We start from the raw sequence: 25,820 nt of genomic DNA on the forward strand, positions 1-25,820 counted from the left end.
CGACGAATGGGAGTACAGCATGCAGATTAACGCCAATCCATTACTTCAAGAAATGCAGTCGCTTCGTGGCGCAATTACGCCTTCTAATGGTTCGAGTATGGACTCGATCATTCGTCCTAACTTAACCCAGCAAATTAATAACACCAGCGGTGCGGATTTTGGCCAACTACTGTCTGAAGCTGTAGGCCATGTTAGCGGCTTGCAGCAAACATCTTCAAATTTAGCGACACGCTTGGATATGGGCGACTCAACAGTGACCTTGTCTGATACGGTCATTGCCCGCGAAAAATCGGGTGTGGCATTTGAGGCGACAGTGCAAGTGAGAAATAAACTTGTTGAAGCCTATAAAGAAATTATGAGTATGCCGGTTTAATAGACTGCAAATACCGGTTAGCTGATGAAAAAGAATAAAAGTAGGGGCATATTGTGAGCACAGACATAATGGTAGGTTCAGATGCAGCACTTGATGCTGGCATTCAGCAAGAGAATAAATCTGGCTTGCTGAGCAATATGGGTGGTGCTGATATGATGCGTCAGGTGACGATGATATTGGCGCTTGCGGTATGTTTAGCATTAGCCGTCATCATTATGATGTGGGCGCAAGAACCTGAATATCGCCCCTTGGGTAAGATGGAAACTACCGAAATGATCCAGGTATTGGACGTTTTGGATAAAAATAAAATCAAATACGAAATCAGTGTCGATGTTGTTAAGGTGCCCGAAGATCAGTATCAAGATGTGAAATTATTACTCAGTCGAGCAGGTATCGAAAGCAGTAGCCAAAATGATGATTATTTGAGTAAAGACAGTGGTTTTGGTGTTAGCCAGCGTATGGAGCAAGCCCGCTTAAAACATAGCCAAGAATTAAATCTTGCTCGTGCAATTGAAGAACTAAAAAGTATTAGTCGCGCTAAAGTTATTCTGGCGTTACCTAAAGAAAATGTTTTCGCAAGAAATGCTTCAAAGCCAAGTGCAACGGTAGTAGTGAGCGTAAGACGTGGTGGCTTAGGTCAAGAAGAAGTTGACGCCATCGTAGATATTGTTGGCTCTGCGGTACAAGGTCTTGAACCTGCTCGAGTGACTGTGACAGATTCAAATGGACGTTTATTAAATTCAGGTAGTCAAGATGGTGCATCTGCTCGAGCTCGTCGCGAGCTAGAAATTGTGCAACAGAAAGAAGCGGAATATCGTAAAAAAATTGACTCGATTTTGATGCCTATTCTTGGGCCTGAAAATTATACCTCGCAAGTTGATGTGAATATGGATTTTACCGCCGTAGAGCAGACATCAAAACGTTTCGATCCAGATTTACCTGCACTTAGAAGTGAAATGACCATTGAAAGTAATTCTTCTGGTGGCAGTACCGGTGGTATTCCAGGGGCTCTGACGAACCAACCTCCAATGGAGTCTGATATTCCTATGGAAGCTGGTGGTGCTTCTGAAACCACCAAATCTTCTGATACACATCGCGAAGCAACCCGTAATTTTGATCATGACACAACTATTAGCCATACACGTCAACAAGTTGGCCAAGTGCGTAGAGTTAGTGTTTCTGTTGCCCTAGACTATAAACCAGGCCCAGCAGGTGAAGACGGTGCAGTTACCCGAGTACCACGGACCGAACAAGAGTTGACCAATATTCGTAGATTATTAGAGGGCGCGGTTGGCTTTAGTAGTCAACGTGGTGATGCACTAGAGGTTGTAACAGTACCCTTTATGGATCAGTTAATGGAAGAGTTACCTGAGCCTGATATGTGGGAACAACCTTGGTTTTGGCGAGCCATTAAATTAGTGTTAGGTGCGTTGGTGGTATTAGTGCTGATTTTAACCGTTGTGCGCCCTATGCTTAAACGCCTTATTAACCCAGATGGTGTTAATATGCCTGAAGATGTACGTTTAGGGCATGAACTTGCAGAAATTGAAGATCAATATGCAGCAGATACTTTAGGGATGTTAAACAGTAAAGAAGCCGAATACAGCTATGCAGATGATGGTTCGATTCTTATCCCTAACTTACATAAAGATGATGATATGATTAAGGCTATCCGTGCTCTCGTTGCAAATGAGCCTGAATTATCCACTCAAGTAGTTAAAAACTGGTTACAAGACAATGGCTAATGAAAAAGTAGAGAAACTAGATAAAGCTGAAAAAGGCGCCTTTGATCCTGAGTCTTTATCTGGGATAGAAAAGACGGCTATTTTGTTGCTCAGTTTGAGCGAAGCTGATGCCGCGTCAATTTTAAAGCACCTCGAACCTAAGCAAGTGCAAAAGGTCGGCATGTCTATGGCGGCAATGCAAGATTTCGGTCAAGAAAAAGTGATTGGGGTGCATAAGCTCTTTTTAGACGACATTCAAAAGTTTTCTTCAATCGGTTTTAATAGTGAAGAGTTTGTGCGTAAAGCATTAACCGCTGCGCTGGGTGAAGATAAAGCGGGTAATTTGATCGAACAGATTATCATGGGCAGTGGTGCCAAAGGCTTAGATTCATTGAAGTGGATGGATGCACGTCAAGTAGCAACCATTATCCAAAACGAGCATCCGCAAATCCAAACCATCGTTTTATCCTATTTAGAGCCCGATCAAGCAGCAGAGATTTTTAGCCAATTTCCTGAAAATACTCGTCTTGACTTAATGATGCGGATTGCCAATCTTGAAGAGGTGCAACCAGCAGCGTTACAGGAGTTAAACGATATCATGGAGAAACAGTTTGCTGGTCAGGGCGGCGCGCAGGCAGCCAAAATGGGTGGCTTAAAAGCTGCGGCTAACATCATGAACTACCTTGATACAGGGGTTGAAAGTCAGATAATGGAAACAATGCGTGAGTCTGACGAAGAAATGGCGCAGCAAATTCAAGATCTGATGTTTGTATTCGAGAATCTCATTGATGTTGATGACAGAGGTATTCAAGCGCTTCTACGTGATGTTCAGCAAGACGTATTAATGAAAGCACTAAAAGGTGCTGATGAAGCCTTAAAAGAGAAAATTTTAGGCAACATGTCTAAACGTGCTGCAGAATTACTTCGTGATGATCTTGAAGCAATGGGCCCTATTCGTATCAGTGAAGTTGAAGTGGCACAAAAAGAAATCTTATCGATTGCTCGACGATTATCCGATAGCGGTGAAATTATGCTTGGCGGCGGTGGTGGAGAAGAATTCCTCTAATCGCAGTGATAGTATCATTACATAAGTCTTTTAAATTGGTTGAACTATGACAGACTCAAAAATATCCAAAAAAGTGTTAAATGTTGAGGATGAACATGAGTTCAGCCATTGGCAGCTGCCGGATGTGACTCTTGATAATGCCGATAAGCCTTCAAATTTATACGGTAAAAAAGCCGGCGCTTATCAATCATCAATACCTGTGGTTGAACAAGCTGTCAAAATGCCGACTATGGCGCAGATTGAAGAGATCAGAGCCGATGCTGAGCGAGAAGGTTATGAACAAGGAAAGCAAGATGGTTTTCAACAAGGATTAGAGCAAGGTCGATTAGACGGTTTAGCTCAGGGGCATGAAGAAGGCTTTGCTCAGGGAGAGCAGCAAGGTTATGAAACGGGTACGACAAAAGCGGCGCAATTAATTGCTCAATTTACGCAATTAATAAATCAATTTGAACAGCCTTTAGCTGTATTAGATGCCGAGGTCGAAGCCGAGTTACTCGCGATGACACTATCACTCGCTAAGGCTGTTGTGCAGCAAGAATTAAAAATGCATCCAGAACATATTGCCGCGACAATTCGCCAAGGCGTTGATGCATTGCCAATAAAAGAGCAACGAGTCAAGGTGAGGTTACATCCTGAAGATGTTAGTTTAGTGACAACCTTATATGGCCAACCTCAATTAATTCAAAATGATTGGGTGTTAGAAAGCGATCCAAGTTTATCCCAAGGTGATGTGTTTATTGAAAGCCTACGTTCCACGGTCAATTTAACCTTAGCGCAGCGCATTGAACAGATCTTCACTCATTTGGACGCACAGTCATTGCAGCTCAGTCACCAAGTCAATTTAGCAAAACAAGAAGATAGCGTTTACCGCTCAACGGCAGTGGACGACTTAGCAAATGCACTTACTAAAACAGCAAGTCAAGATGAGCAAGCGAATAAGGTGAATACGCCTGAAGACGTGGACATGGCTGATGACCAAAGCGATATGTCAACTATGAGCCCTGAAACAGCACATGCTGAGACCCAGAGCGAACAACTTAATCTAACCTCTGATAAGAGCCTTATGTTCAATAGCAATAATGCTGTGGATGCAGATGAGCAAGGTGAGGTCGATGATAAACCGTCAACATCAATTACTGAATAAGCTTAAAGTTCATCATCAAAGTGTTGTACCACTGAGGCCCATTGCCAGTGGTCAATTAGTGCGTGTTGTCGGCTTAACGTTAGAAGCAACCGGATGCAGAGCCCCCGTTGGCAGTTTGTGTTCGATAGAAACCATGGTTGGTGAATTGATTGCCGAAGTCGTTGGTTTTGATGATAAGTTACTTTATTTAATGCCCGTCGAAGAACTCCGTGGCGTATTACCAGGAGCACGTGTGCAGCCTCTAGGTGAGCAATCTGGTTTAAGTGTCGGATTAAGTTTATTAGGCCGAGTGTTAGATGGCAGCGGCCAACCCTTAGATGGTCTCGGTCCGCTAACAACCAATGAGCAAGCATCTCGCCATCCCCCTTATATCAACCCACTTTCTCGCCGCGCGATAACAGAGCCCTTAGATGTTGGCGTTCGTGCTATTAATGCCATGCTAACCGTCGGTAAAGGTCAGCGCATGGGATTATTTGCCGGTTCTGGTGTCGGTAAAAGTGTGCTGTTAGGCATGATGACCCGTGGTTCTAATGCCGATGTGATTGTTGTTGGTCTCGTGGGTGAGCGTGGCCGCGAAGTAAAAGAGTTTATTGAAGAGATTTTGGGTGAAGATGGTCGTGCGCGTTCCGTCGTTGTGGCGGCTCCCGCTGATACCTCGCCACTTATGCGTCTTAGAGCATGCGAAACGTCTACACGAATAGCCGAATATTTCCGTGACTTAGGCTATAACGTACTGTTATTGATGGATAGCTTAACCCGTTATGCCCAGGCACAGCGTGAAGTGGCCTTAGCTATCGGTGAGCCGCCAGCAACCAAAGGCTATCCGCCTTCGGTATTTGCTAAATTGCCTAGATTAGTAGAACGAGCGGGTAATGGCGGTCCTGGACAAGGTTCAATTACCGCATTTTACACCGTGTTAACGGAAGGTGATGATCAACAAGATCCGATAGCTGACGCATCGCGCGCAATTTTAGACGGTCACGTAGTATTATCGCGTCGTTTGGCTGATTCAGGCCATTACCCAGCTATCGACATCGAGCAATCAATTAGCCGAGTTGCGCCTATGGTGATTAGTGCTGAACATCTAGAAGCCATGCGCCGTGTAAAACAAATGTATTCTTTATATCAACAAAATCGTGATTTGATTTCAATAGGTGCCTATTCACAAGGCAGCGATCCTAGAATTGATAATGCTATTAGGTTGCAGCCCGCAATGAATGCATTTTTACGTCAAGGCTTTAAAGAAGCCATTAACTTTGAAAACAGCGCCTTGATGATGAGCCAAATAGCGGGTCAATGTCAGAATTAATCTTTTCATTGTTCAATGGTATTAGGGAAAGAGCATGGCAAGCGATCCATTAATCACAGTACTTAAATTAGCGACCGAAGCTGAAGAGCAAGCAGCAATGCAGCTGAAATCAGCACAGTTTGAAAAGCAAAAGAGGCAAGGTCAGTTAGATGCTTTAAATAATTATCGCCTTGATTACATGAAACAGATGAAAGGCCAACAAGGTCAAAGTTTAAGTGCCAATCAATATCACCAATTTCATCAATTTATTAAGCAAGTCGATAACGCCATTACTCAGCAGGTTGCTGCGGTAAAAGATGCTGAACAACAGGTGGGATATCGTCAATCCCATTGGTTGGAAAAACAACAGAAACGTAAAGCCATCGAGATGTTGTTAGCGCAAAAAGCGCAGAAAGCACAAATTGCCGAATCCAGACGTGAACAAAAAATGTCCGATGAATTTGCCATGCAGCAATACATTCGCCAACGCAGAGACAAATAACACCTTACCTTCTCAATATTTAATTGGCATCTATTTTGCTTAATACTACTTATATTACAATTAATCGTCATTGAAGTGACGTTTCTCATTTTAGTTTGCTGTGTTTTCCTACTAAAAATCTTATACGAAACGATGATTAATTTTTTCTTTAGGTTGAGTTTGCGGAGCATGTATTATGCAACAGATGAGCAATATTCTTTTAGCAGGCAATGGTTCAAATAAGTCCTCGCAGGTAAAAGATACTATGCAAGTGTCTGATAACCATTCATTCCTTTCTGTTTTTAACCAAGCTAACCAAACATCATCATTTCAACATTCCGAGTTAGCTGACACTAAGAAAACCTCAGAGCTATCGGGTGTCATGGGGGCTGAACTTGACCTTTCAGAACCCATCGATGAAAGCGATGTCGCCCTCATTTTTGCACAGCTAGATATGGCGCTGTCATTTGATAAAAGTAAACTTGGCGGAAAAATATTGCCGCACGACGATATCGTATCTAGTGAAAATATCCTAACGTCAGATTTAGACATCATCTCTGCCGAAGATATTCACATAATTGACGAAGATGCTGTTAGCACTACGCTGCCAATCTTTGATGAGTCATTGCTAGCAACTGAGTTGGATGCAAGCAGTAAAACAAGTCTAGATGAATCATTTGTTGAAACCATTTCAGTGCCCAAAGAAGCTGAGCCAAATAGCGTATATTTAACGTCTTTACCTCTTACTCAAATGGAACAATTAATCATATTTTCATCACTAACTGAGACAGAACTGGCTTCATTATCACATGATGATTTAGCCAAAATAGTCGATGACTTTAACCTGCAATCTTCTATGGTTGATGGATACGATCTTGACTTGGCTGATGCGGATTTAGCGGATGTTACGCTAAAGCCGATGAATGATGCAGATAAAACAATACCAGTTGCTCAGTTTGCAGCAGGGTTAACTGCGGCAAAAGATGTCAGTAAAGAGTCGGCTACCGATAAGTTACCCGCAGATATGTTCGCACAGCAAAGTAAACCATCTATCTCAGCCTCTTCAACGGCTGATAAAGTCAATATTTTAGGTACTGCAACCGAGTTGTCGAGCGCTGCAACCGTTGCTTCACCAGATAGCAGTAATAAAACTCAGCTCTCGGTTGAACTTATTAAACCTAACGCTGTTTTAGTGGGTGGGGGTACCGATACCACAGATAAAACAATAAATTTTGACGGTTTTTCTTCATTAGATAATGCTTTGGAAACAAAACCTTTGCAAAATCAGAGTAGTTTTACGCCGATTCATAAAAGTGACGTACCTCAGTTTCAATTAGCATTGAAACAACATGGCGAGTCTCAAGTGCAGATGCAGGAGATGATCCAGCGTTTTTCTCCTGTAATGAAGCAGCAATTAATTACTATGGTGAGTAATGGTATTCAGCAGGCGGAGATCCGCCTTGATCCACCAGAGTTAGGGCATTTAATGGTTAAAATTCAGGTGAATGGTGATCAAACTCAAGTGCAATTTCACGTAGCTCAAGCCCAAACCAGAGATTTAATTGAACAAGCGATCCCTAGATTAAGGGACATGTTAGCCCAAGAGGGGTTGCAACTTGCAGATAGTCATGTTTCTCAAGGGGGCGGTGGTCGTGACGGTCAATCACAAGAATCTTCACAAGGTGCTGGCCAACCGCATGATTTGGACGAAAATTCAGCATTAGAGCAATCAATGTTTCAAAATCATTCAGAGAGTTTGCAATCAGGTATAGATTATTACGCTTAAGTCGGTAACCTATAGAGATATTGTTATGTATTCGGTTAATACTAAATATAATTAGCTAATATTACCCACGGATATACCGTTTAAATATACTAGGAAGTGCAATGGCTGAAGAATTAGAACTTAATGAGACAAATACCGAGCCTAAAAAGGGTAATAAATTAATTCTTTTTGGTGGTATTGGCATTGTTGTCGCAATCCTTATTGGTGTTGGTGCATGGTTGTTTCTGGGTTCTGACGACCAACCAGTTGCCACAGACTCAGCTGATCCTGGTGCTGTGACCTCTGAACAAATCGATCCAAAATCTTCTGCTCTTGAAGCTAATTATGTCGGTATGCCAAGGCCATTTTTATTTAATTTGCCAGGCGTTGACCGCGCTCGTTTAGTTGAAATTAAAGTGCAGTTGATGGTACGTGGCTCCGATGATGAAACAACCGTCAAAAAACACATTCCATTAATTGAAGATGCTTTATTAACAACCTTTAGTGGCGCAGATGTGCAGAAGTTAAGCACGCAAGCAGGCAAAGATGAAATGCGTCAATTAGCTTTATTGAGCGTACAAAATACATTGCAATCAGTAACCGGTAAAACAGTGGTTGAAAAAGTGTTGTTTACTGGTTTTGTAATGCAATAATCCTGACTGGGTAGTTAAGGTGATGATGTGAGTGATTTATTAAGCCAAGACGAAATTGATGCGCTGCTTCATGGCGTCGATGATGTTGATGAAGATGACATAGACTCAGGTGGAGACGATGCTAGGTCGTATGACTTTTCATCTCAAGATCGAATTGTCCGTGGGCGCATGCCAACGTTGGAAATCGTCAATGAACGTTTTGCGCGTCATTTGCGGATCAGTATGTTTAATATGATGCGTCGTGCTGCAGAGGTGTCTATTAATGGTGTGCAAATGCTCAAGTTTGGCGAATATGTGCACACACTTTTTGTTCCAACAAGTTTAAATATGGTGCGTTTTAGTCCATTAAAAGGAACAGCCTTAATCACGATGGAAGCTCGGTTAGTCTTTATCTTGGTGGATAATTTCTTTGGTGGTGACGGACGTTTTCATGCAAAAATTGAAGGTCGAGAGTTCACTCCAACAGAGCGCCGTATTGTTCAGTTACTATTAAAAATTATTTTTGAAGATTATAAAGATGCTTGGGCTCCAGTAATGGATGTCGAATTCGAATATTTGGATTCAGAAGTTAACCCCGCTATGGCGAACATTGTTAGTCCTACTGAAGTCGTAGTCATTAACTCTTTTCATATTGAAGTCGATGGCGGTGGTGGCGATTTTCACATTACCTTGCCTTATTCCATGATTGAGCCTATTCGTGAGCTGCTAGATGCTGGGGTACAAAGCGATAAACAAGATACTGATATGCGCTGGTCTCAGGCTTTACGTGATGAAATAATGGATGTGCAAGTGGGTTTTGACGCTAATATTATTGAACATGAATTAAAACTTCGAGATGTGATGGATTTTAAAGCGGGGGATATTATTCCAATTGAATTACCTGAACATATTATGATGCGCATTGAAGATCTACCCACTTATCGTTGTAAGTTAGGCAAATCACGCGATAATTTGGCATTAAAAATTAGTGAAAAAATACCAAGACCAGAAACGGTTAAGTCAGAATTACAATTGGTAACACGCAAAGGTAAGTCGCGTGATATTTCAGATTTATAAGGTGAAGTGATGAGTACTGAAGATACTGGTGATGATTGGGCAGCAGCCATGGCTGAACAAGCTATTGAAGAGGCTCAGCAAGTTGAACTTGATGAATTGGTTGATGATTCAAAGCCTATTTCAAAAGAGGATGCGGCTAAATTAGATTCAATTCTCGATATTCCTGTAACTATTTCAATGGAAGTGGGTAGAAGCTTTATTAGCATTCGTAATTTACTGCAATTAAACCAAGGTTCAGTGGTTGAGCTAGACCGCGTTGCAGGTGAGCCATTAGATGTGATGGTCAACGGCACTTTAATTGCTCATGGCGAAGTCGTTGTTGTGAATGATAAGTTTGGTATTCGACTTACCGATGTGATTAGCCAAACAGAGCGTATCAAGAAACTCAAATAAGACCCGTTCCTTGCGGTATTGGTCTTGACTTAGCAATGATCACTTAAGGGTTTTACCTCATGTTAATGGTGAAACATTTAAGTGATTACTGGTTCAAGGATTAACTGTGTCGTACCTTACTGTTGTTTTATCTAACGCTGCTGTGGTTATTGACGATACAACAGCGTCGCAAATTCTCTCGTCTAATAGCAACAATACGAGTTATGTGTCTACTTTAGCAAACATGTTGGGTGGATTAATTGTCGTTATAGCGTTAATCTTTTTGCTTGCTTATATTGTCAAAAAACTAAATCTTGTACCGAGTCAAAATGCAATAATCAAAACTATCGCAATGACTCAAGTGGGACAGAAAGAAAAATTGATAGTAGTTGAAATTAATCAACAACAATACCTCTTGGGCGTGACGCCGCATCAAATAAACCTACTCGATAAATTAGCTAAACCGATTGAAGAATCAAACCATTCATTTGCGAAAAATTTACAGCAAGCTAAGGAAAATCATCATGAGTAAAGGGTTGCAAGGTTTATTCTGGGGCTTGATTGCCAGCGCCTTTATTTGGTCTTCAGGCGCAGTTGCTCAAGATGGAGTTTTACCTGCATTAACTGTCACAACAGGTGCCGATGGTGCTACCGAATACTCAGTGACTATGCAGATTTTGCTGTTAATGACAGCAATGAGCTTTATTCCTGCCATGGTGATTATGTTGACGTCTTTCACCCGTATCATCGTGGTGCTATCTATTCTTCGTCAAGCTTTAGGTTTACAGCAAACCCCATCTAATCAGGTGTTGATAGGCATAAGCATGTTCATGACTTTTTTTATCATGGCGCCGGTATTTGATAAAATTTATGCCGAAGCGGTTGAACCTTACATGAATGAATCTATGACGTTAAATCAGGCCTATGATGTCGGTAAAGAGCCAATTAAAGCCTTCATGCTATCTCAGGTTAGAACGACAGATTTAAAAACTTTTATTGAAATATCGGGCTATAAAGATATTAAATCTCCAGAGCAAGCGCCAATGAGCGTCATTATTCCCGCATTTATTACCAGTGAGTTAAAAACCGCATTTCAAATTGGTTTCATGTTGTTCGTGCCATTTTTGGTATTAGATTTGGTGGTTGCGAGTATTTTGATGGCAATGGGTATGATGATGTTATCACCCATGATTGTGTCATTACCCTTTAAGATAATGCTATTTGTATTGGTAGATGGTTGGAGTTTAGTGATGGGAACCTTAGCCAATAGCTTTGGGATATAGGAGGAAATATGTCTCCTGAATCCTTAATTGATATTTTTCGTGAAGCGCTATCAATCATTGTATTGATTGTGTCGGCGATCATTTTACCTGGCTTAGCTATTGGCCTCGTTGTTGCCGTGTTCCAAGCTGCAACCTCAATTAACGAACAAACCCTGAGCTTTTTACCACGTCTATTAGTTACCTTGTTCGCACTGATGTTTTTAGGGCACTGGTTGGTACAAACTATGGTCGATTTCTTTCTGGAAATGGTAAATCTTATTCCCGTAGTGATAGGTTAAGTTGATGGACATTTTGTTTGATGAAATCAGTCAGACAATTGCCATGTATCTTTGGCCACTTTTTCGTATTTCAGCAATGTTAATGACCATGACTGTTTTTGGTGCTAATACGACACCATCACGAGTTAGGTTAATGTTGTCCGTCGCTTTTACTTTTGCAATAGTGCCTGTACTTCCCCCTGTTGAAAACGTTGAGCTATTTGCATTGAGCTCGGTGTTTATTACCCTGCAGCAAATCTTGATTGGTACAGCCATGGGGTTTGTCAGTTTGATGATGATGCAAACATTTGTGCTAACCGGCCAAATTATTGGTATGCAAACCAGTTTAGGTTTCGCTTCCATGGTTGACCCAGGCTCTGGTGAGCAGACGCCCGTGGTGAGTAATACATTCTTGTTACTTGCAACCCTCATTTTTTTAGCTGTCGACGGGCATTTATTAATGTTTCGTATGATGGTTGCCAGCTTTGAAACGATCCCGGTTTCTAATCAAGGAATAAACATTGCTACTTACCGAAGTTTGGCGGAGTGGGGCGGTTACATGTTTGGCGCAGCCTTAACTATGTCCATATCAGCTATTGTTGCGTTATTGTTGATTAACTTATCCTTTGGCGTGATGACCCGAGCATCGCCTCAGTTAAATATTTTCTCTATTGGTTTTCCTGTCACCATGGTCAGTGGTTTGCTAATTCTATGGTTAACCCTAGGACCAATTATGGCGCATTTTGATGAGGTCTGGTTAGCCGCACAATTATTGATGTGTGATATTTTACAACTACAATGCCAAATTGATGGCAGTGTGACTTTCTAGGGGCGAAACATGGCAGAAAATGATAGTAGCCAAGAACGCACGGAGGAGCCCACCAGTAAGCGCCTTGAGCAGGCGCGTGAAAAAGGTCAGGTTGCTCGCTCAAAAGAGTTAGGTACGGCAGCAGTGCTATTGGCAGCTTCGGTAGGCTTTGCTATGACGGGGCCTGCAATCGCCAAGAGTTTATACGCCATGATGAAACAAATTTTTACCATGGAGCGTGCGCAAATTTTTGATACTAACTCTATGTTTCGTGTTTGGGGCGTGGTTGGTAGTGAGTTAGCATGGCCATTACTAAGCTTTATTGCCTTGTTAGCATTGGTGTCTTTTTTGGGCAACATTGTTCTTGGTGGCATGTCTTTTTCAGTAAAAGCCTTTATGCCAAAGGGCAGTAAAATGAATCCTTTGAATGGCTTTAAGCGAATGTTTGGGACTCAAGCTTTAGTTGAATTAACTAAAGGCATTGCCAAGTTTTCTGTTGTTGCTATTGCAGCCTATCTATTACTGGATATTTATTTTTACGACATTTTAACCCTCTCAAGCGATCACCTTCCTGGTAATGTCTACCATGCCTTAGATTTGCTGGTTTGGATGTTTATTTTACTGTGTTCTTCTATGTTGTTCATCGTTGTAATAGATGTGCCATTTCAAATTTGGAATCACAACAAGCAACTTAAAATGACCAAACAAGAAATTAAAGATGAATATAAGGACTCAGAAGGCCAGCCAGAGATTAAAGGCCGTGTAAGGCAGATGCAGCGAGAGATAGCCCAGCGAAGAATGATGGCTGAAGTGCCTAATGCAGATGTCATCGTGGTCAATCCTGAACATTATGCCGTGGCTGTTAAATATGATATCAGCCGTTCATCAGCGCCATTTTTAATCGCTAAAGGTGTGGATGATGTCGCCTTTAAAATTCGTGAAATCGCCCGTGAGCATAATGTTGCCATTGTTTCTGCTCCGCCCTTAGCGCGGGCGATATATCACACGACCAAAGTCGATCAGCAAGTGCCTGAGGGCTTATTTACCGCAGTCGCGCAAGTATTAGCTTATGTTTTTCAATTAAAACAATATCAAAAAGGTAAAGGTCGTCGACCCACACCCGTTCCATTAAAACAACCTATTCCAGATGATTTAAAGTACTAACCCAACTTGTATTGGCTAGGGTTGGCTTATTTCTTGCTTTTACTGTTTGAACGCGTCAAAAACTCATCGGTAAAAGGCCTTCATTAATGGATGCAAAAGCAGCTTTCGGGCAATTCAAACAAATTAGACTATCAACCTTCAAGGGTATAGGCACACCGTTATTGGTGTTGGCTGCTTTAGGAATGGTTGTTTTACCCATTCCCCCTTTCTTATTAGATATACTCTTTTCATTCAATATCGCCCTCGCGTTAGTGGTTCTCTTAGTGGCTATTTATACCGATAGACCCCTTGATTTTGCAGCATTTCCAACCGTGTTACTGGTTGCCACCTTATTAAGGTTAGCGTTAAACGTGGCCTCGACCCGTGTGGTATTACTGGAAGGTCACAATGGTGCAGATGCTGCGGGTAAAGTAATTGAAGCGTTCGGTTCTGTGGTGATAGGCGGTAATTATGCTGTCGGTTTGGTGGTGTTTTTAATCCTAATTATTATTAACTTTGCAGTTGTTACTAAAGGTGCGGGGCGAATATCAGAAGTTAGCGCACGTTTTACGTTAGATGCGATGCCCGGTAAGCAAATGGCAATCGATGCCGATTTAAATGCAGGTATTTTGAACCAAGAACAAGCCAGAATCCGCCGTGAAGAAGTGACTCGTGAAGCAGACTTCTACGGTGCGATGGACGGTGCGTCAAAGTTTGTAAAAGGTGACGCGGTAGCGGGGATCATGATTTTAGTCATCAATATACTTGGTGGTTTTATGATCGGTATGGTTCAGCATGGACTTGATTTTTCGAGTGCTGTGGAAATTTATACCTTACTGACTATCGGTGATGGCTTGGTTGCTCAAATACCCGGCTTATTACTATCAATTGCTGCAGCCTTAATGGTGACCCGTCAAAATGAATCTGGTGATATGGGCCAGATGATGATGAGCCAAATGTTTGACAATCCGAAGTCATTATCTATCGCTGCTGGTTTGTTGTTTGTGATGGGTATAGTACCTGGTATGCCACACGTTGCTTTTTTAAGTTTTGCAGCAATTACCGCTGGCGCCGCTTATTTTGTGCATAAACGCATAAAAGACAAAAAAGCTCAGGCGTTAGAGTTAGTCAAGAAAGGCCCGGTTGATGTTAAAGATAAAGAGCCAAAAGAGCTGAGTTGGGATGATGTGCGCCATGTTGATACGATAGGTTTAGAAGTTGGCTACAGACTGATCCCCTTGGTTGATAAGGGGCAGGGTGGCGAATTATTAAGCAGAATTAAAGGTGTACGTAAAAAGTTATCACAAGAACTCGGATTTTTAGTGCCCGCAGTACATATTCGTGACAATCTAGACCTGTCACCTAACTCTTATCGGATCCAGTTAATGGGTGTGGTAGTTGGTGAAGCCGAAGTGAGACATGACTGTGAACTTGCTATAAACCCTGGTCAGGTTTACGGTAAATTAGATGGTATTGAAACAACCGACCCCGCATTTGGCCTAGAAGCGGTATGGATAGCGCCAGAGCAGCGTGAACATGCCCAAACACTTGGTTACACTGTGGTTGACACCGCCACTGTCGTGGCCACACATATTAGCCAACTACTGAGTAACAATGCTGCCAAGTTATTAGGCTACGAAGAAGTTCAGCAATTGATGGACATGCTAGCGAAACAGTCACCTAAGTTAGTCGATGGTTTTATTCCTGATATTATGTCGCTAGGTAATGTCGTTAAGGTGATGCAAAATCTATTAAATGAAGGAGTATCGGTTAGAGATTTACGCACTATCGTGCAAACATTGTTAGAGTATGGCACTAAGAGCAATGATACCGAAGTCCTTACCGCAGCGGTTCGTATCGCGTTAAAGCGCATGATAGTACAAGAAATATCAGGCCCAGAGTTAGAAATTCCAGTCATAACTTTGGCGCCAGAGTTGGAACAGATGTTGCATAAGTCTATGCAGGCGACAGGAGGCGAAGGACCAAATATTGAACCAGGCCTTGCAGAACGTATGCAGCAGTCATTGTTAGATGCTTCACAGAAGCAAGAAATGGTCGGTCAACCAGCCATTTTATTGACATCAGGTATGCTACGTTCAACCCTGTCAAGATTTGTTAAATACACTATTCCAAATTTGCGGGTGATTTCGTACCAAGAAATCCCTGATGAGAAACAGATACGCATTGTTTCAGCCGTCGGCCAATAGTGATAACGTCAGATAAAAGAGGTGCGTAGTGAAAATTAAACGATTTTTTGCCAAAGATATGCGTGCAGCATTAGCGCAAGTAAAAGAAACCCTTGGCTCTGACGCTGTGATTATGTCTAACAAGAAAGTGGCTGGTGGCATTGAGATTGTTGCTGCTGTTGATTACGATGAACCCAAAGCGAATGTTGCCATGAAAGCACCCTCATCAGGCTATATGGATTTAAGTGAAGATAAAGTCTCATTGGCAACAAAGCCTGCAATCAAAGCACAAACTAAAGTAAGCCCTCCACCAGTGGCTGATTCTTTACAAGCGTTATTAGAAAAGCAGCAAAGTCGTTTGAGCCAGCAAGCTCCTTCGCAACAAGTTGATCCTGAATTACCAGAATGGGCTCGTCAATTGCAGGGGGCAACAGCAGAGTCGAAACCAGCTAAGCCCCAATACCAACAAGCCCCATTTGATAAACCAGCTAAAAATAATAAAGTGAATTCAGCTGAGGTTGATGCGCTTCGTGAAGAGATGGCTTCATTACGTAACTTGCTGACACATCAAGTATCTTCATTAATGAGCGATCAAAAAAAGCGTAAAGATCCTGTCGGTGCTATGCTTGAAAGTAAATTACTTGCAGCTGAATTTTCTGCACCCGTTGCGGCAAGACTTTCATCGCTCAGTCAGCACTATAATCCCGCTGAATTAGTGAGATCTTTACCACAAAGTTTAGCTAACTTATTAGATAACCAAGGCGATGATATTGTTAAACGTGGCGGTGTGGTCGCTTTTGTTGGCCCCACGGGTGTGGGAAAAACAACTTCGCTGGCTAAAATAGCTGCACGCTTTGCCGCACATCATGGTGCAGAACAAGTGGCGTTGATTACAACTGACCATTATCGCATTGGAGCCTATGAGCAATTGGCAACTTATGGCAAAATAATGGGATGCCCAGTAAAGCAAGCACATGATCTTGCAGAACTTGAACAAATTTTATATCAATTTAGAAATCGTAAATTAGTATTGATTGACACCGCCGGAATGGGACAACGTGACATGCGTCTTTATCAACAACTTGATAATTTGACAGCAAACAGTAGGATCCCAATTCGCAGTTATTTGGTGATGTCAGCCACAGGACAGCGTAGAGTGTTACAAGATGCAGTTAATCACTTTAAGCGGATCCCTTTAGCGGGTGCGATACTCACTAAGTTGGATGAATCGGTATCAATTGCAGGAGCATTGAGCGTTCTTATCCAAAATGAGTTACCATTAAGCTATGTGACTGATGGCCAACGTGTTCCTGAGGACATGAAAGTAGCAGATACCTTGGCTCTGGCTAAACAAGCTTTGGCCGCATTGAACGAAACAGAACAACAAACGTCTGAAGACACAACCGCATGGTCTAATGAAATGGCTTATGCATTCGAGTAAGAATATGACCCGTGATCAAGCAAGTGGTTTACGTATGATGAATCAACCAAATAACGAAAAAGTTAAAGTAATTGCCGTATCCGGTGGTAAAGGTGGGGTGGGCAAGACCAGTGTTTCAATTAACACGGCCGTTGCCTTAGCAGAAAAAGGGAAACGTGTTTTAGTACTAGATGCGGATCTTGGCTTAGCTAATGTCGATGTGATGTTAGGTATTCGTGCTGAGAAAAACCTATCCCATGTATTATCGGGTGATGCTGAATTAGACGATATTATTGTAAGAGGCCCTAAAGGGGTCGGTATTGTGCCAGCAACATCTGGTACTCAAGCAATGGTAGAGTTAACTCAAGCTCAGCATGCCGGATTAATTAGAGCATTCAGTGAGATGCGAACTCAATTCGATATATTAATTGTCGATACAGCGGCTGGTATCTCTGATATGGTATTAAGCTTCTCTAGAGCATCACAGGACGTATTGATTGTGGTGTGCGATGAGCCAACATCAATTACTGATGCCTACGCATTAATAAAAATATTAAGCCGAGAGCACGGTGTATTTCATTTTAAAATTGTGGCTAATATGGTGCGCAGTTTACGTGAAGGAATGGAATTGTTTGCTAAACTAAGTAAAGTCACAGATAGATTTTTAGATGTTGCGCTAGAACTGGTTGCTACAGTGCCATTTGATGAAAATTTACGTAAATCAGTTCGCAAACAAAAATTAGTTGTTGAGGCATATCCTAAATCACCAGCAGCAATTGCGTACCATGGTCTAGCCAATAAAATAATGAGTTGGCCTGTGCCGCAACAACCTGGTGGTCATTTAGAGTTTTTTGTTGAACGTTTAGTTCAGCGTAAAGAAAAACAAGAGGATAGAGTGAGTGAATAAAGCCACTGCGTATACTCAGTTCGATAATAAAACATCCGTTGTTGAACAGTATGCTCCACTGGTAAAAAGAATTGCACATCATATGTTGGCAAGATTACCTGCTTCTGTTCAGTTAGATGACTTGTTACAGTCTGGTATGATTGGTTTACTTGAAGCATCATCAAAATTCGATGGCAGTAAAGGTGCTAAGTTTGAAACCTTTGCTGGAATAAGAATTCGCGGTGCTATGATTGATGAAATTCGGCGCGGAGACTGGGTTCCACGTTCCGTTCATCGAAATAATCGCCGTGTTGCTCAAGTGATTGATGAGTTAGAGCAATCACTTGGACGGGATGCTCGTGACACAGAAATTGCAGAAAAACTTGATATGTCGCTAAATGAGTACCATCATATTTTAAACGATGTTTCTGTTGGGAAAATCATAGGCATAGAAGATTTGGGTGTTTCGCAAGATGTGCTTGTCACAGATGATGAAACACCAGATGAAAATTTTGAAGCATTAGCTGATACGCAATTTAGATCGGCACTGGTGGAAGCAATTAAAACCTTACCAGAAAGAGATGCATTAGTACTGTCGTTGTATTATGACGAAGCGTTAAACTTAAAAGAAATTGGTGCAATTCTTGAAGTAAGCGAATCTAGGGTTAGCCAGATATTAAGTCAGGCGATGCTTAGATTGAAAGGCAAGCTCAAGCATTGGACACAACAACAATAATTATTAATTTGAGCACTAGAGTATCAGCTCACCGGAGGAAACCTTGGACAAGAATATGAAGATTCTTATTGTTGACGACTTTTCAACAATGAGACGTATCATCAAGAACTTGTTGCGAGACTTGGGGTTCAATAATACCCAAGAAGCAGATGATGGCTCAACAGCCCTACCCATGTTACAAAAAGGCGATTTTGATTTTGTTGTAACAGACTGGAATATGCCCGGTATGCAAGGCATTGACTTGCTAAAGGCTATTCGAGCTGACGACTCGTTAAAGCATTTACCAGTATTAATGGTAACTGCCGAAGCAAAGCGAGAGCAGATTATTGCTGCCGCTCAAGCAGGTGTGAATGGTTATGTGGTAAAGCCTTTTACAGCGGCTACTCTTAAAGAGAAGTTAGATAAAATCTTCGAACGTCTCGCTTAAGCAAAGGATAAGTTATGCAGCCAACAATCTCGGGACTCATTAATCTCGAACAGGCACAGCGACTTGTTGAACTGCTTAAAGCGGGAGAGCAAGACCAAGCTGATGAAGTTGTTAGAGAGCTAGCTACACCATTACAGCGTGAATTATTTGAAGAAGTGGGTAAGTTAACCCGACAACTTCATAGTGCTCTTCAAGACTTCCAATTAGATAATCGTTTATCGGAATTAGCGAACACCGAAATTCCTGATGCGAAAGAGCGATTAAACTACGTTATTGATATGACAGAACAAGCTGCAAACAAAACCATGGATGCAGTTGAAGAATGTCTACCTTTGGCCGATACAATAATTAGCAACATACAGTCTGTTACTCCTATGTGGGATAAATTAATGCGTCGTGACATTGAATTGGGTGAATTCAAAACGCTGTGTCACGATGTTCAACAATTTATGTTACACAGTGAACATGATTCAAACCGTTTGCGGCAATTACTGAATGAAATACTGATGGCACAAGATTTCCAAGACTTAACGGGACAAATGATCCGTCGAGTCATCGACTTAGTTCGTGAAGTTGAAAATAATCTTGTTTCAATGTTAACGGTATTTGGTGATTACAAACCACAGTCGGTACCTGTTGAAAAAGAGAATAAAATAGAGGCAGAGGGCCCAATTATGCACGCCGAGCTGCGTGACGACGTGGTAGCTGGTCAAGATGAAGTTGATGATTTGCTATCAAGTCTGGGTTTCTAATTAGGAGTCAATTGAATGTCATTTGATGTTGATGAAGAGATACTCCAGGACTTTTTAATAGAAGCTGGCGAGATTTTAGAGCTTCTTCAAGAGCAGTTAGTCGCACTTGAGAATAATCCTGATGACAGTGATTTGTTAAACGCAATTTTCCGTGGTTTCCACACGGTAAAAGGCGGTGCAGGCTTTTTAAGTTTAACGCCGATGGTTGATGTCTGTCATGAAGCTGAAAATACCTTCGATTTGCTCCGAACGGGCAAGCGAAGTGTTAATTCTGAATTGATGGATATTATTTTACAAGCCGTTGATGCGATTAATACTATGTTTGCGCAAACACAACAGGGTGAGCAACAAGACCCAGTTGAGCCAGCATTGCTCGATAAGTTAAAACTGCTAAGTTCTGGCGCGCCTTTGCCATCAGAGCTTGGAGATGCAGTGACTGCACCTGTGGAGGAAGTCATTGAAGAACTTGTCGAAGATATCGCGCCTCAAGCTGAATATATCGAAGATGTTGTTAGTGATAGCAGTATCGATGAAATCAATGAATCAGAATTTGAAGCTTTATTAGATGCACTTCATGGTCAAGGTAAAAGTCCGACAACTTCCACTCAATCAACACCAAATCAAGCACCTCCAAAGTCGGAATCCGCACCTGTTGCTGGGGATGAAATAACCGATGATGAGTTTGAAGCATTACTAGACGAATTACATGGTTCTGGCAAGTTTAAGGGTGAAGCCGAAGCGGTTAAACCTGCTCCAGCGGCTGTTGTTGATTCGCCTGCGCAATTAGTCGATGCAGATGACATTACAGATGATGAATTTGAAAAACTACTTGATGAATTACACGGCAAGGGGACTGCGCCAACTAAATCTGTTGAAACAGCCGCTTCTCCAGCTGCAGCCATTAAGTCAGTCGCAGCAGAAAAAGTAGTGCCAGCCGCGCCAGCTAAAACGGCCGCCGTTGTTCAACCCAAAGCACCTGCTCCTGTTGTGAAACCTGCTGAGGTCATTGCCAAAGATAAAGCTCCTGCAAAAGCGGCATCTTCTGTACCTCAAGGCGAGACGACAGTTCGTGTAGATACTGCACGACTCGATCAAATCATGAACATGGTTGGTGAGCTCGTTTTGGTTCGAAATCGCCTTGTGAGTCTTGGAATTACCCGTGAAGATGAGGAAATGTCCAAGGCGCTGGCCAATTTAGATTTAGTGACTGCAGATTTACAGGGTGCAGTGATGAAAACCCGTATGCAGCCAATTAAGAAAGTATTTGGCCGTTTCCCAAGGGTTGTGCGTGATTTAGCTCGAACACTTAATAAAGAAATTGATTTAGTCATGATTGGTGAAGAAACCGATCTTGATAAGAATCTAGTGGAGGCTCTAGCCGATCCGTTAGTCCATTTGGTGCGCAACTCAGTTGATCATGGTATTGAGATGCCGATCACTCGTGAAGCAAATGGTAAATCTAGAACGGGTACCATTACACTATCAGCAAGCCAAGAAGGTGATCACATCCTGCTCAAAATTGAGGATGATGGTGCTGGTATGGATCCACAAAAACTGAAAGAAATTGCCATATCTCGTGGTGTGCTAGATGAAGATGCTGCTGCGCGAATGACAGACACTGAAGCATATAATCTAATTTTTGCTCCGGGTTTTTCAACAAAAGTAGAAATCTCTGATATTTCAGGCCGCGGTGTGGGAATGGATGTGGTGAAAACCCGAATTACCCAACTAAATGGTACTGTTCATATTGATTCAATGAAAGGTAAAGGCACAGTTTTAGAGATTAAAGTGCCACTGACATTAGCGATCATGCCAACATTGATGGTTGATGTATCTAAGCAAGTGTTTGCCTTACCTCTTTCTAGCGTGAATGAGATTTTCCATCTTGACCTGACCAAGACCAATATCGTCGATGGCCAATTGACTGTGATTGTCCGTAATAAAGCCGTACCATTATTTTATTTGGAGCATTGGTTACATCGCAATAAAACCAAATTTAAACATGGTGATAAAAAGCATGGGCATGTCGTTATTGTACAGCTAGGTACAACCCAGATTGGATTTGTGGTTGATGCGCTAATTGGCCAAGAAGAAGTTGTGATAAAACCCCTTGGAAGCATGCTACAAGGCACACCAGGTATGGCAGGGGCAACCATTACTTCTGATGGTGGTATAGCGCTGATTTTAGATGTGCCTGGTTTATTAAAACATTACGCCAAAAATAAAAAATAAAAGTTCCATTATTTAAGGAATGAAATGGCTATAAAAGTATTAGTTGTTGACGATTCAAGCTTTTTTCGACGTCGAGTCAGTGAGATTGTTAATCAAGATCCTGAACTCGAAGTCGTAGGTGTTGCGGTCAATGGCGAAGAAGCTGTGAAAATGGCTGCAGCATTAAATCCGCAAGTTATTACAATGGATATCGAAATGCCTGTAATGGATGGGATTAGTGCTGTGCGCGCCATCATGGCAAGCAATCCTATCCCTATTTTGATGTTTTCATCATTAACTCACGATGGAGCTAAATCTACATTAGATGCCCTTGAAGCAGGCGCTTTAGATTTTTTACCAAAAAGATTTGAAGATATTGCCACTAACAAAGATGAAGCAATAAGTTTATTACAGCAACGCATTAAAGCGTTAGGGCGCAGAAGAGTCTATCGTCCTATAACCAGAATGACTTCAAGTTCAGCTTCTTTAACCAGTTCATCAACTAGGACATCTACGTCAGCGTCTTCAACTCAAGGTGCTCAAACTCAGACCTCTAGCTTATCAAGGCCTTTTGGTGCAAGAGCGAGTTTGGTTGAAGGCATTGACCGCAATACCTCAGTTACTAATAGTGGTACTCAACAGTCGTCTGTACCTACCCGTGCCAGTGGTAAGGCTTACAAGCTATTACTGATAGGTACATCAACTGGCGGCCCGGTTGCATTACAGAAAGTGTTGACCCAATTTCCTGAAAATTATCCTCATCCCATTTTATTGATCCAGCATATGCCTGCGGCTTTTACACCTGCATTTGCCGCACGTTTAGACAGTTTGTGTAAAATCAGTGTCAAAGAAGCGGTTAATGGAGATGTGCTAAAGCCTGGATGTGCTTATTTGGCCCCTGGTGGAATGCAAATGCTAGTTGAAAAGACTGGCATGACAGGCCGTTTGAAAGTGATGGCGGGTAACAGCGACATGAATTACAAGCCGAGCGTTGATATCACCTTTGCTTCAGCATCAAAAGCTTATGGCGGTGATATTTTGGCTGTTGTATTAACTGGTATGGGGGCTGATGGTCGAGAAGGTGCAAGAATGCTCAAAACAGCCGGAGCGAATATCTGGGCTCAGGATGAAGCAAGTTGTGTTGTTTATGGCATGCCTCAAGCCGTTGCTGCAGCTGGAATATCAAGTCATTCCATCAGTTTAGATAACATGGCTGAGTCAATCTTAAAAGAAACCGCTCGTGGCTAACTCAGCAAGAACTAAAAATAATCAATTCAGTGTCGGTATTAATTTGATACTGTTTTTATTGTTATTGGCTGTCATTGTTTTTGCTAGTTTATATTTCGAACTGTTAAAAAAAAATGATTTATTAAAAGCAGATATTAAGAGGTTAGAGTCATCGCAGGTGCTATTAATGGTGCCTGATGAGCAAGCGGAAGATATCGCTAACTGGCTATCTCAACATCCCGATCAAACAGAAACGATTATTGAGTTTGCAAGGCAGAATAATAAGAGCATCGATAGCCAAAGTGATATCGATACTTCGCCCAAGAGTGTCTTACTTACTCCTCAACCCTTGAGTGACAAATCGGTAGAGAAAAACAGTATTCAAAGTACAGAAGGTGTACCTGAAAACTTATCTGAAGATGTGCTGGTTTCTGAAAATGAACAAGGCGTAAAAGTGATCCGTTTACCCCATGGTGGCATCCGGGTTACAACACGAGAGCTACCTAAGAAAAATGAGTCACAATAATAAGTAAACTTAATGCGACACACATCATTGCACACTGAGGGATGAATACTTGAAAGTTTGGACTGTAGCAAATCAAAAAGGCGGGGTAGGTAAAACCACTACCGTAGCAAGTTTGGCTGGCGCTTTTGTAAAGCGAGGTCAGCGCGTTTTGATGATAGATACTGACCCCCATGCTTCTCTTGGTTATTATTTAGGGATTGATTCCGAAGAAGTTCCTGGCTCGCTGTATGATGTGTTTGTGAATCACAAATCATTAACTCAAGAGTTTATTAAGCAATATATATTGCCCACTCAAATCGAGGGGCTTGACCTTATCCCTGCAACCATGGCGTTAGCGACACTAGACCGTGCGCTTGGGCATCAGGAAGGAATGGGGTTGGTATTACGTAATTTGTTGGTATTATTAGAAGACAGTTATGATGTGGCGATTATTGATTGCCCCCCCGTGTTAGGGGTATTAATGGTAAATGCTTTAGCGGCGAGCCAGCACATCATTATTCCTGTCCAAACTGAATTTCTAGCGATTAAAGGGCTAGATAGGATGATAAAAACAATGGAGTTGATGGGGAGGTCAAAAAAAACTCGTTACAGTTATACTGTGGTGCCGACTATGTATGACAAACGTACCAAAGCCTCTCCAATTGCACTGGCTTATATGCAAGAAAAATATAATAAGAATCTATGGCCAGATAATATTATTCCCGTCGATACAAAATTCAGAGATGCCAGTTTAGCTCATTTGCCAGCATCGCATTATTCACCATCAAGTCGGGGTGTCAAAGCATACAGTTTGTTATTAGATTATCTTGAACAGCAGGAGTTCGCACATGTCAAAATCGGTTGATGAAACTGTTTTTGATTATTTTGCATTGCTTCTCAAAGAGCCTGCTGAGGAAACTGTTGAGAAACCAAACATTGCGCAATCTAGTTCAAAGACGCAAGGATCTGTTGCGACTCATAATGATGTTACAGCGGCATTAGTGACAAAAAAATCCTCCCAAGTAAATACTTTTGATATTGAAGCTGAACCATTAAAAGCGATTGAGGATTCGATTAAATCAATATCTGCAGAATCACACAGAGATTTTCCTCAGGATAAAGATAAACCACCATCAGATCACTCGGTTAAATCAACTCCAATTAGCCAGTATCAGCCAGCGACAAAAGTGTCTTCTGAGCGAAGTTTTGCCGAACCGATTGAAAATATCGATAAACAATCTTTGGAAAAATTACTTTCGGCAGTGTCAAAACCTGAATATCAAACGACAGTTGATACGCAGGCTAAACCTGCTCCGACGGTGGCTGAAATTAAAGCCAGTGCAGATAAAGTCAGGCAAGCCTTAGGTCTAGCAACCGATGTTGTGGTCAATAAAGCACCTGTTGCTTCAGCTTTAACGCAAAAAAATCTTGTTGCAGATAAAGAAATCAAGCCGTTAGTCGATATAAAGTTAGCAGAAACAACCCCAAGCCCGATAAATCAGGCTATTATTAATGATGAAGAACAACTTGGTCACCAACCTAAAACTCAGTTAGGAGCGGCACCACCAAGTGTTACTGAAGATCTTCAACAAGTCCTAGATGAAGAGTTTCAAGTATTGTTTTTTAAAGTTGCAGGGTTAACACTCGCAGTTCCATTGGTTAGTTTAGGTGGCATAGTGAAGGTTGAACGGATTAATCATTTAATTGGACGACCTAAGTGGTTTCTAGGTGTTCAGCCTCACAGAGAAGAAAAAATTAATGTGGTCGATACATGTGCATGGGTTATGCCTGAAAAGTATTCACCGCAGATGGCAGAATCTATAGATTATCAGTATCTTGTAATGTTAGAGGGCAGTCGATGGGGACTGGCTTGTGAATCATTAGTCAATGCTGTAAAAATTGATAAATCACACGTCAACTGGCGTGAAAAGCCCGGAAAGCGTCCATGGCTTGCTGGGGTAGTAAAACAACAAATGTGTGGCATATTGCATGTACAAGCGTTAATTGACATGCTTGATGCAGGTTTAGGTTGTCAGGATTCGATTGACCGAGGTTAA

26 protein-coding genes are annotated in these 25,820 nt (G+C 41.9%); all 26 read left to right on the forward strand.

Annotated elements, in window-relative coordinates; translation table 11 throughout:
* Positions 1–19: 19 nt before the first annotated feature.
* The 26 genes from fliE to IEY03_RS09535 all read left to right on the forward strand — a co-directional run bounded on the left by fliE (position 20) and on the right by IEY03_RS09535 (position 25,820).
* The gene (gene fliE, locus IEY03_RS09410; RefSeq protein WP_188841115.1) at positions 20–373 is read left to right on the forward strand and encodes a flagellar hook-basal body complex protein FliE; all 354 of its coding nucleotides are present in this window, start codon (positions 20–22) and stop codon (positions 371–373) included.
* A gap of 65 nt (positions 374–438) precedes the next feature.
* Complete coding sequence (fliF, locus tag IEY03_RS09415) at positions 439–2,118, forward strand: flagellar basal-body MS-ring/collar protein FliF (protein WP_188841208.1); 1,680 nt, start codon at positions 439–441, stop codon at positions 2,116–2,118.
* A complete protein-coding gene (fliG, locus tag IEY03_RS09420; RefSeq protein ID WP_188841116.1) occupies positions 2,111–3,163 on the forward strand; it encodes a flagellar motor switch protein FliG in 1,053 nt (350 codons plus the stop codon). Before fliF ends, fliG begins: the two co-directional genes overlap by 8 nt.
* Positions 3,164–3,209: 46 nt before the next feature.
* Complete coding sequence (gene fliH / locus IEY03_RS09425; RefSeq protein WP_188841117.1) at positions 3,210–4,307, forward strand: flagellar assembly protein FliH; 1,098 nt, start codon at positions 3,210–3,212, stop codon at positions 4,305–4,307.
* A complete protein-coding gene (fliI, locus tag IEY03_RS09430) occupies positions 4,276–5,616 on the forward strand; it encodes a flagellar protein export ATPase FliI (protein WP_188841118.1) in 1,341 nt (446 codons plus the stop codon). Before fliH ends, fliI begins: the two co-directional genes overlap by 32 nt.
* A 34-nt stretch (positions 5,617–5,650) precedes the next feature.
* Complete coding sequence (gene fliJ, locus IEY03_RS09435) at positions 5,651–6,097, forward strand: flagellar export protein FliJ (protein WP_188841119.1); 447 nt, start codon at positions 5,651–5,653, stop codon at positions 6,095–6,097.
* A 175-nt stretch (positions 6,098–6,272) separates the two neighbouring features.
* Entirely contained in the window at positions 6,273–7,862 is a 1,590-nt protein-coding gene (locus IEY03_RS09440; RefSeq protein WP_188841120.1) for a flagellar hook-length control protein FliK, read from the forward strand.
* Between the two features lie 101 nt (positions 7,863–7,963).
* The gene (fliL, locus tag IEY03_RS09445) at positions 7,964–8,494 is read left to right on the forward strand and encodes a flagellar basal body-associated protein FliL (RefSeq protein WP_188841121.1); all 531 of its coding nucleotides are present in this window, start codon (positions 7,964–7,966) and stop codon (positions 8,492–8,494) included.
* 27 nt (positions 8,495–8,521) lie between these two features.
* Positions 8,522–9,550: a flagellar motor switch protein FliM gene (fliM, locus tag IEY03_RS09450; protein ID WP_188841122.1), complete on the forward strand. Its 1,029-nt coding sequence runs from the start codon at positions 8,522–8,524 to the stop codon at positions 9,548–9,550.
* Between the two features lie 9 nt (positions 9,551–9,559).
* Entirely contained in the window at positions 9,560–9,943 is a 384-nt protein-coding gene (fliN, locus tag IEY03_RS09455; protein WP_188841123.1) for a flagellar motor switch protein FliN, read from the forward strand.
* A 106-nt stretch (positions 9,944–10,049) separates the two neighbouring features.
* Complete coding sequence (fliO, locus tag IEY03_RS09460; protein WP_229778261.1) at positions 10,050–10,454, forward strand: flagellar biosynthetic protein FliO; 405 nt, start codon at positions 10,050–10,052, stop codon at positions 10,452–10,454.
* On the forward strand, positions 10,447–11,205 hold the full coding sequence (gene fliP, locus IEY03_RS09465; RefSeq protein ID WP_188841124.1) for a flagellar type III secretion system pore protein FliP: 759 nt from the start codon (positions 10,447–10,449) through the stop codon (positions 11,203–11,205). Before fliO ends, fliP begins: the two co-directional genes overlap by 8 nt.
* 8 nt (positions 11,206–11,213) lie before the next feature.
* The gene (gene fliQ / locus IEY03_RS09470; RefSeq protein WP_188841125.1) at positions 11,214–11,483 is read left to right on the forward strand and encodes a flagellar biosynthesis protein FliQ; all 270 of its coding nucleotides are present in this window, start codon (positions 11,214–11,216) and stop codon (positions 11,481–11,483) included.
* Between the two features lie 4 nt (positions 11,484–11,487).
* A complete protein-coding gene (gene fliR, locus IEY03_RS09475; protein WP_188841126.1) occupies positions 11,488–12,291 on the forward strand; it encodes a flagellar biosynthetic protein FliR in 804 nt (267 codons plus the stop codon).
* A gap of 9 nt (positions 12,292–12,300) precedes the next feature.
* The gene (gene flhB / locus IEY03_RS09480) at positions 12,301–13,434 is read left to right on the forward strand and encodes a flagellar biosynthesis protein FlhB (protein ID WP_188841127.1); all 1,134 of its coding nucleotides are present in this window, start codon (positions 12,301–12,303) and stop codon (positions 13,432–13,434) included.
* Positions 13,435–13,520: 86 nt separating this feature from the next.
* Positions 13,521–15,620, forward strand: coding sequence for a flagellar biosynthesis protein FlhA (gene flhA, locus IEY03_RS09485; protein ID WP_188841128.1), 2,100 nt, complete (start codon positions 13,521–13,523; stop codon positions 15,618–15,620).
* Positions 15,621–15,648: 28 nt separating this feature from the next.
* A complete protein-coding gene (gene flhF / locus IEY03_RS09490; protein ID WP_188841129.1) occupies positions 15,649–17,040 on the forward strand; it encodes a flagellar biosynthesis GTPase FlhF in 1,392 nt (463 codons plus the stop codon).
* A 4-nt stretch (positions 17,041–17,044) separates the two neighbouring features.
* A complete protein-coding gene (locus tag IEY03_RS09495) occupies positions 17,045–17,926 on the forward strand; it encodes a MinD/ParA family protein (protein ID WP_229778273.1) in 882 nt (293 codons plus the stop codon).
* Complete coding sequence (locus tag IEY03_RS09500) at positions 17,919–18,641, forward strand: RNA polymerase sigma factor FliA (RefSeq protein ID WP_188841130.1); 723 nt, start codon at positions 17,919–17,921, stop codon at positions 18,639–18,641. Before IEY03_RS09495 ends, IEY03_RS09500 begins: the two co-directional genes overlap by 8 nt.
* A gap of 43 nt (positions 18,642–18,684) precedes the next feature.
* Complete coding sequence (gene cheY, locus IEY03_RS09505) at positions 18,685–19,068, forward strand: chemotaxis response regulator CheY (protein WP_007649667.1); 384 nt, start codon at positions 18,685–18,687, stop codon at positions 19,066–19,068.
* A 14-nt stretch (positions 19,069–19,082) separates the two neighbouring features.
* Positions 19,083–19,820, forward strand: coding sequence for a protein phosphatase CheZ (locus IEY03_RS09510; RefSeq protein ID WP_188841131.1), 738 nt, complete (start codon positions 19,083–19,085; stop codon positions 19,818–19,820).
* A 15-nt stretch (positions 19,821–19,835) separates the two neighbouring features.
* Entirely contained in the window at positions 19,836–22,052 is a 2,217-nt protein-coding gene (locus tag IEY03_RS09515; RefSeq protein WP_188841132.1) for a chemotaxis protein CheA, read from the forward strand.
* Between the two features lie 24 nt (positions 22,053–22,076).
* Positions 22,077–23,279 carry a protein-glutamate methylesterase/protein-glutamine glutaminase gene (locus tag IEY03_RS09520; protein ID WP_188841133.1) on the forward strand — a complete coding sequence of 401 codons (1,203 nt, stop codon included), beginning with the start codon at positions 22,077–22,079 and terminating at the stop codon, positions 23,277–23,279.
* Between the two features lie 73 nt (positions 23,280–23,352).
* Positions 23,353–23,784: a membrane anchored protein in chemotaxis locus gene (locus IEY03_RS09525; protein WP_373290857.1), complete on the forward strand. Its 432-nt coding sequence runs from the start codon at positions 23,353–23,355 to the stop codon at positions 23,782–23,784.
* A gap of 49 nt (positions 23,785–23,833) precedes the next feature.
* The gene (locus IEY03_RS09530; RefSeq protein WP_188841135.1) at positions 23,834–24,628 is read left to right on the forward strand and encodes a ParA family protein; all 795 of its coding nucleotides are present in this window, start codon (positions 23,834–23,836) and stop codon (positions 24,626–24,628) included.
* Positions 24,612–25,820 carry a chemotaxis protein CheW gene (locus tag IEY03_RS09535; protein WP_188841136.1) on the forward strand — a complete coding sequence of 403 codons (1,209 nt, stop codon included), beginning with the start codon at positions 24,612–24,614 and terminating at the stop codon, positions 25,818–25,820. Before IEY03_RS09530 ends, IEY03_RS09535 begins: the two co-directional genes overlap by 17 nt.

It is taken from the genome of Shewanella aestuarii, from assembly GCF_014647215.1.
Lineage (GTDB): Bacteria > Pseudomonadota > Gammaproteobacteria > Enterobacterales > Shewanellaceae > Shewanella > Shewanella aestuarii.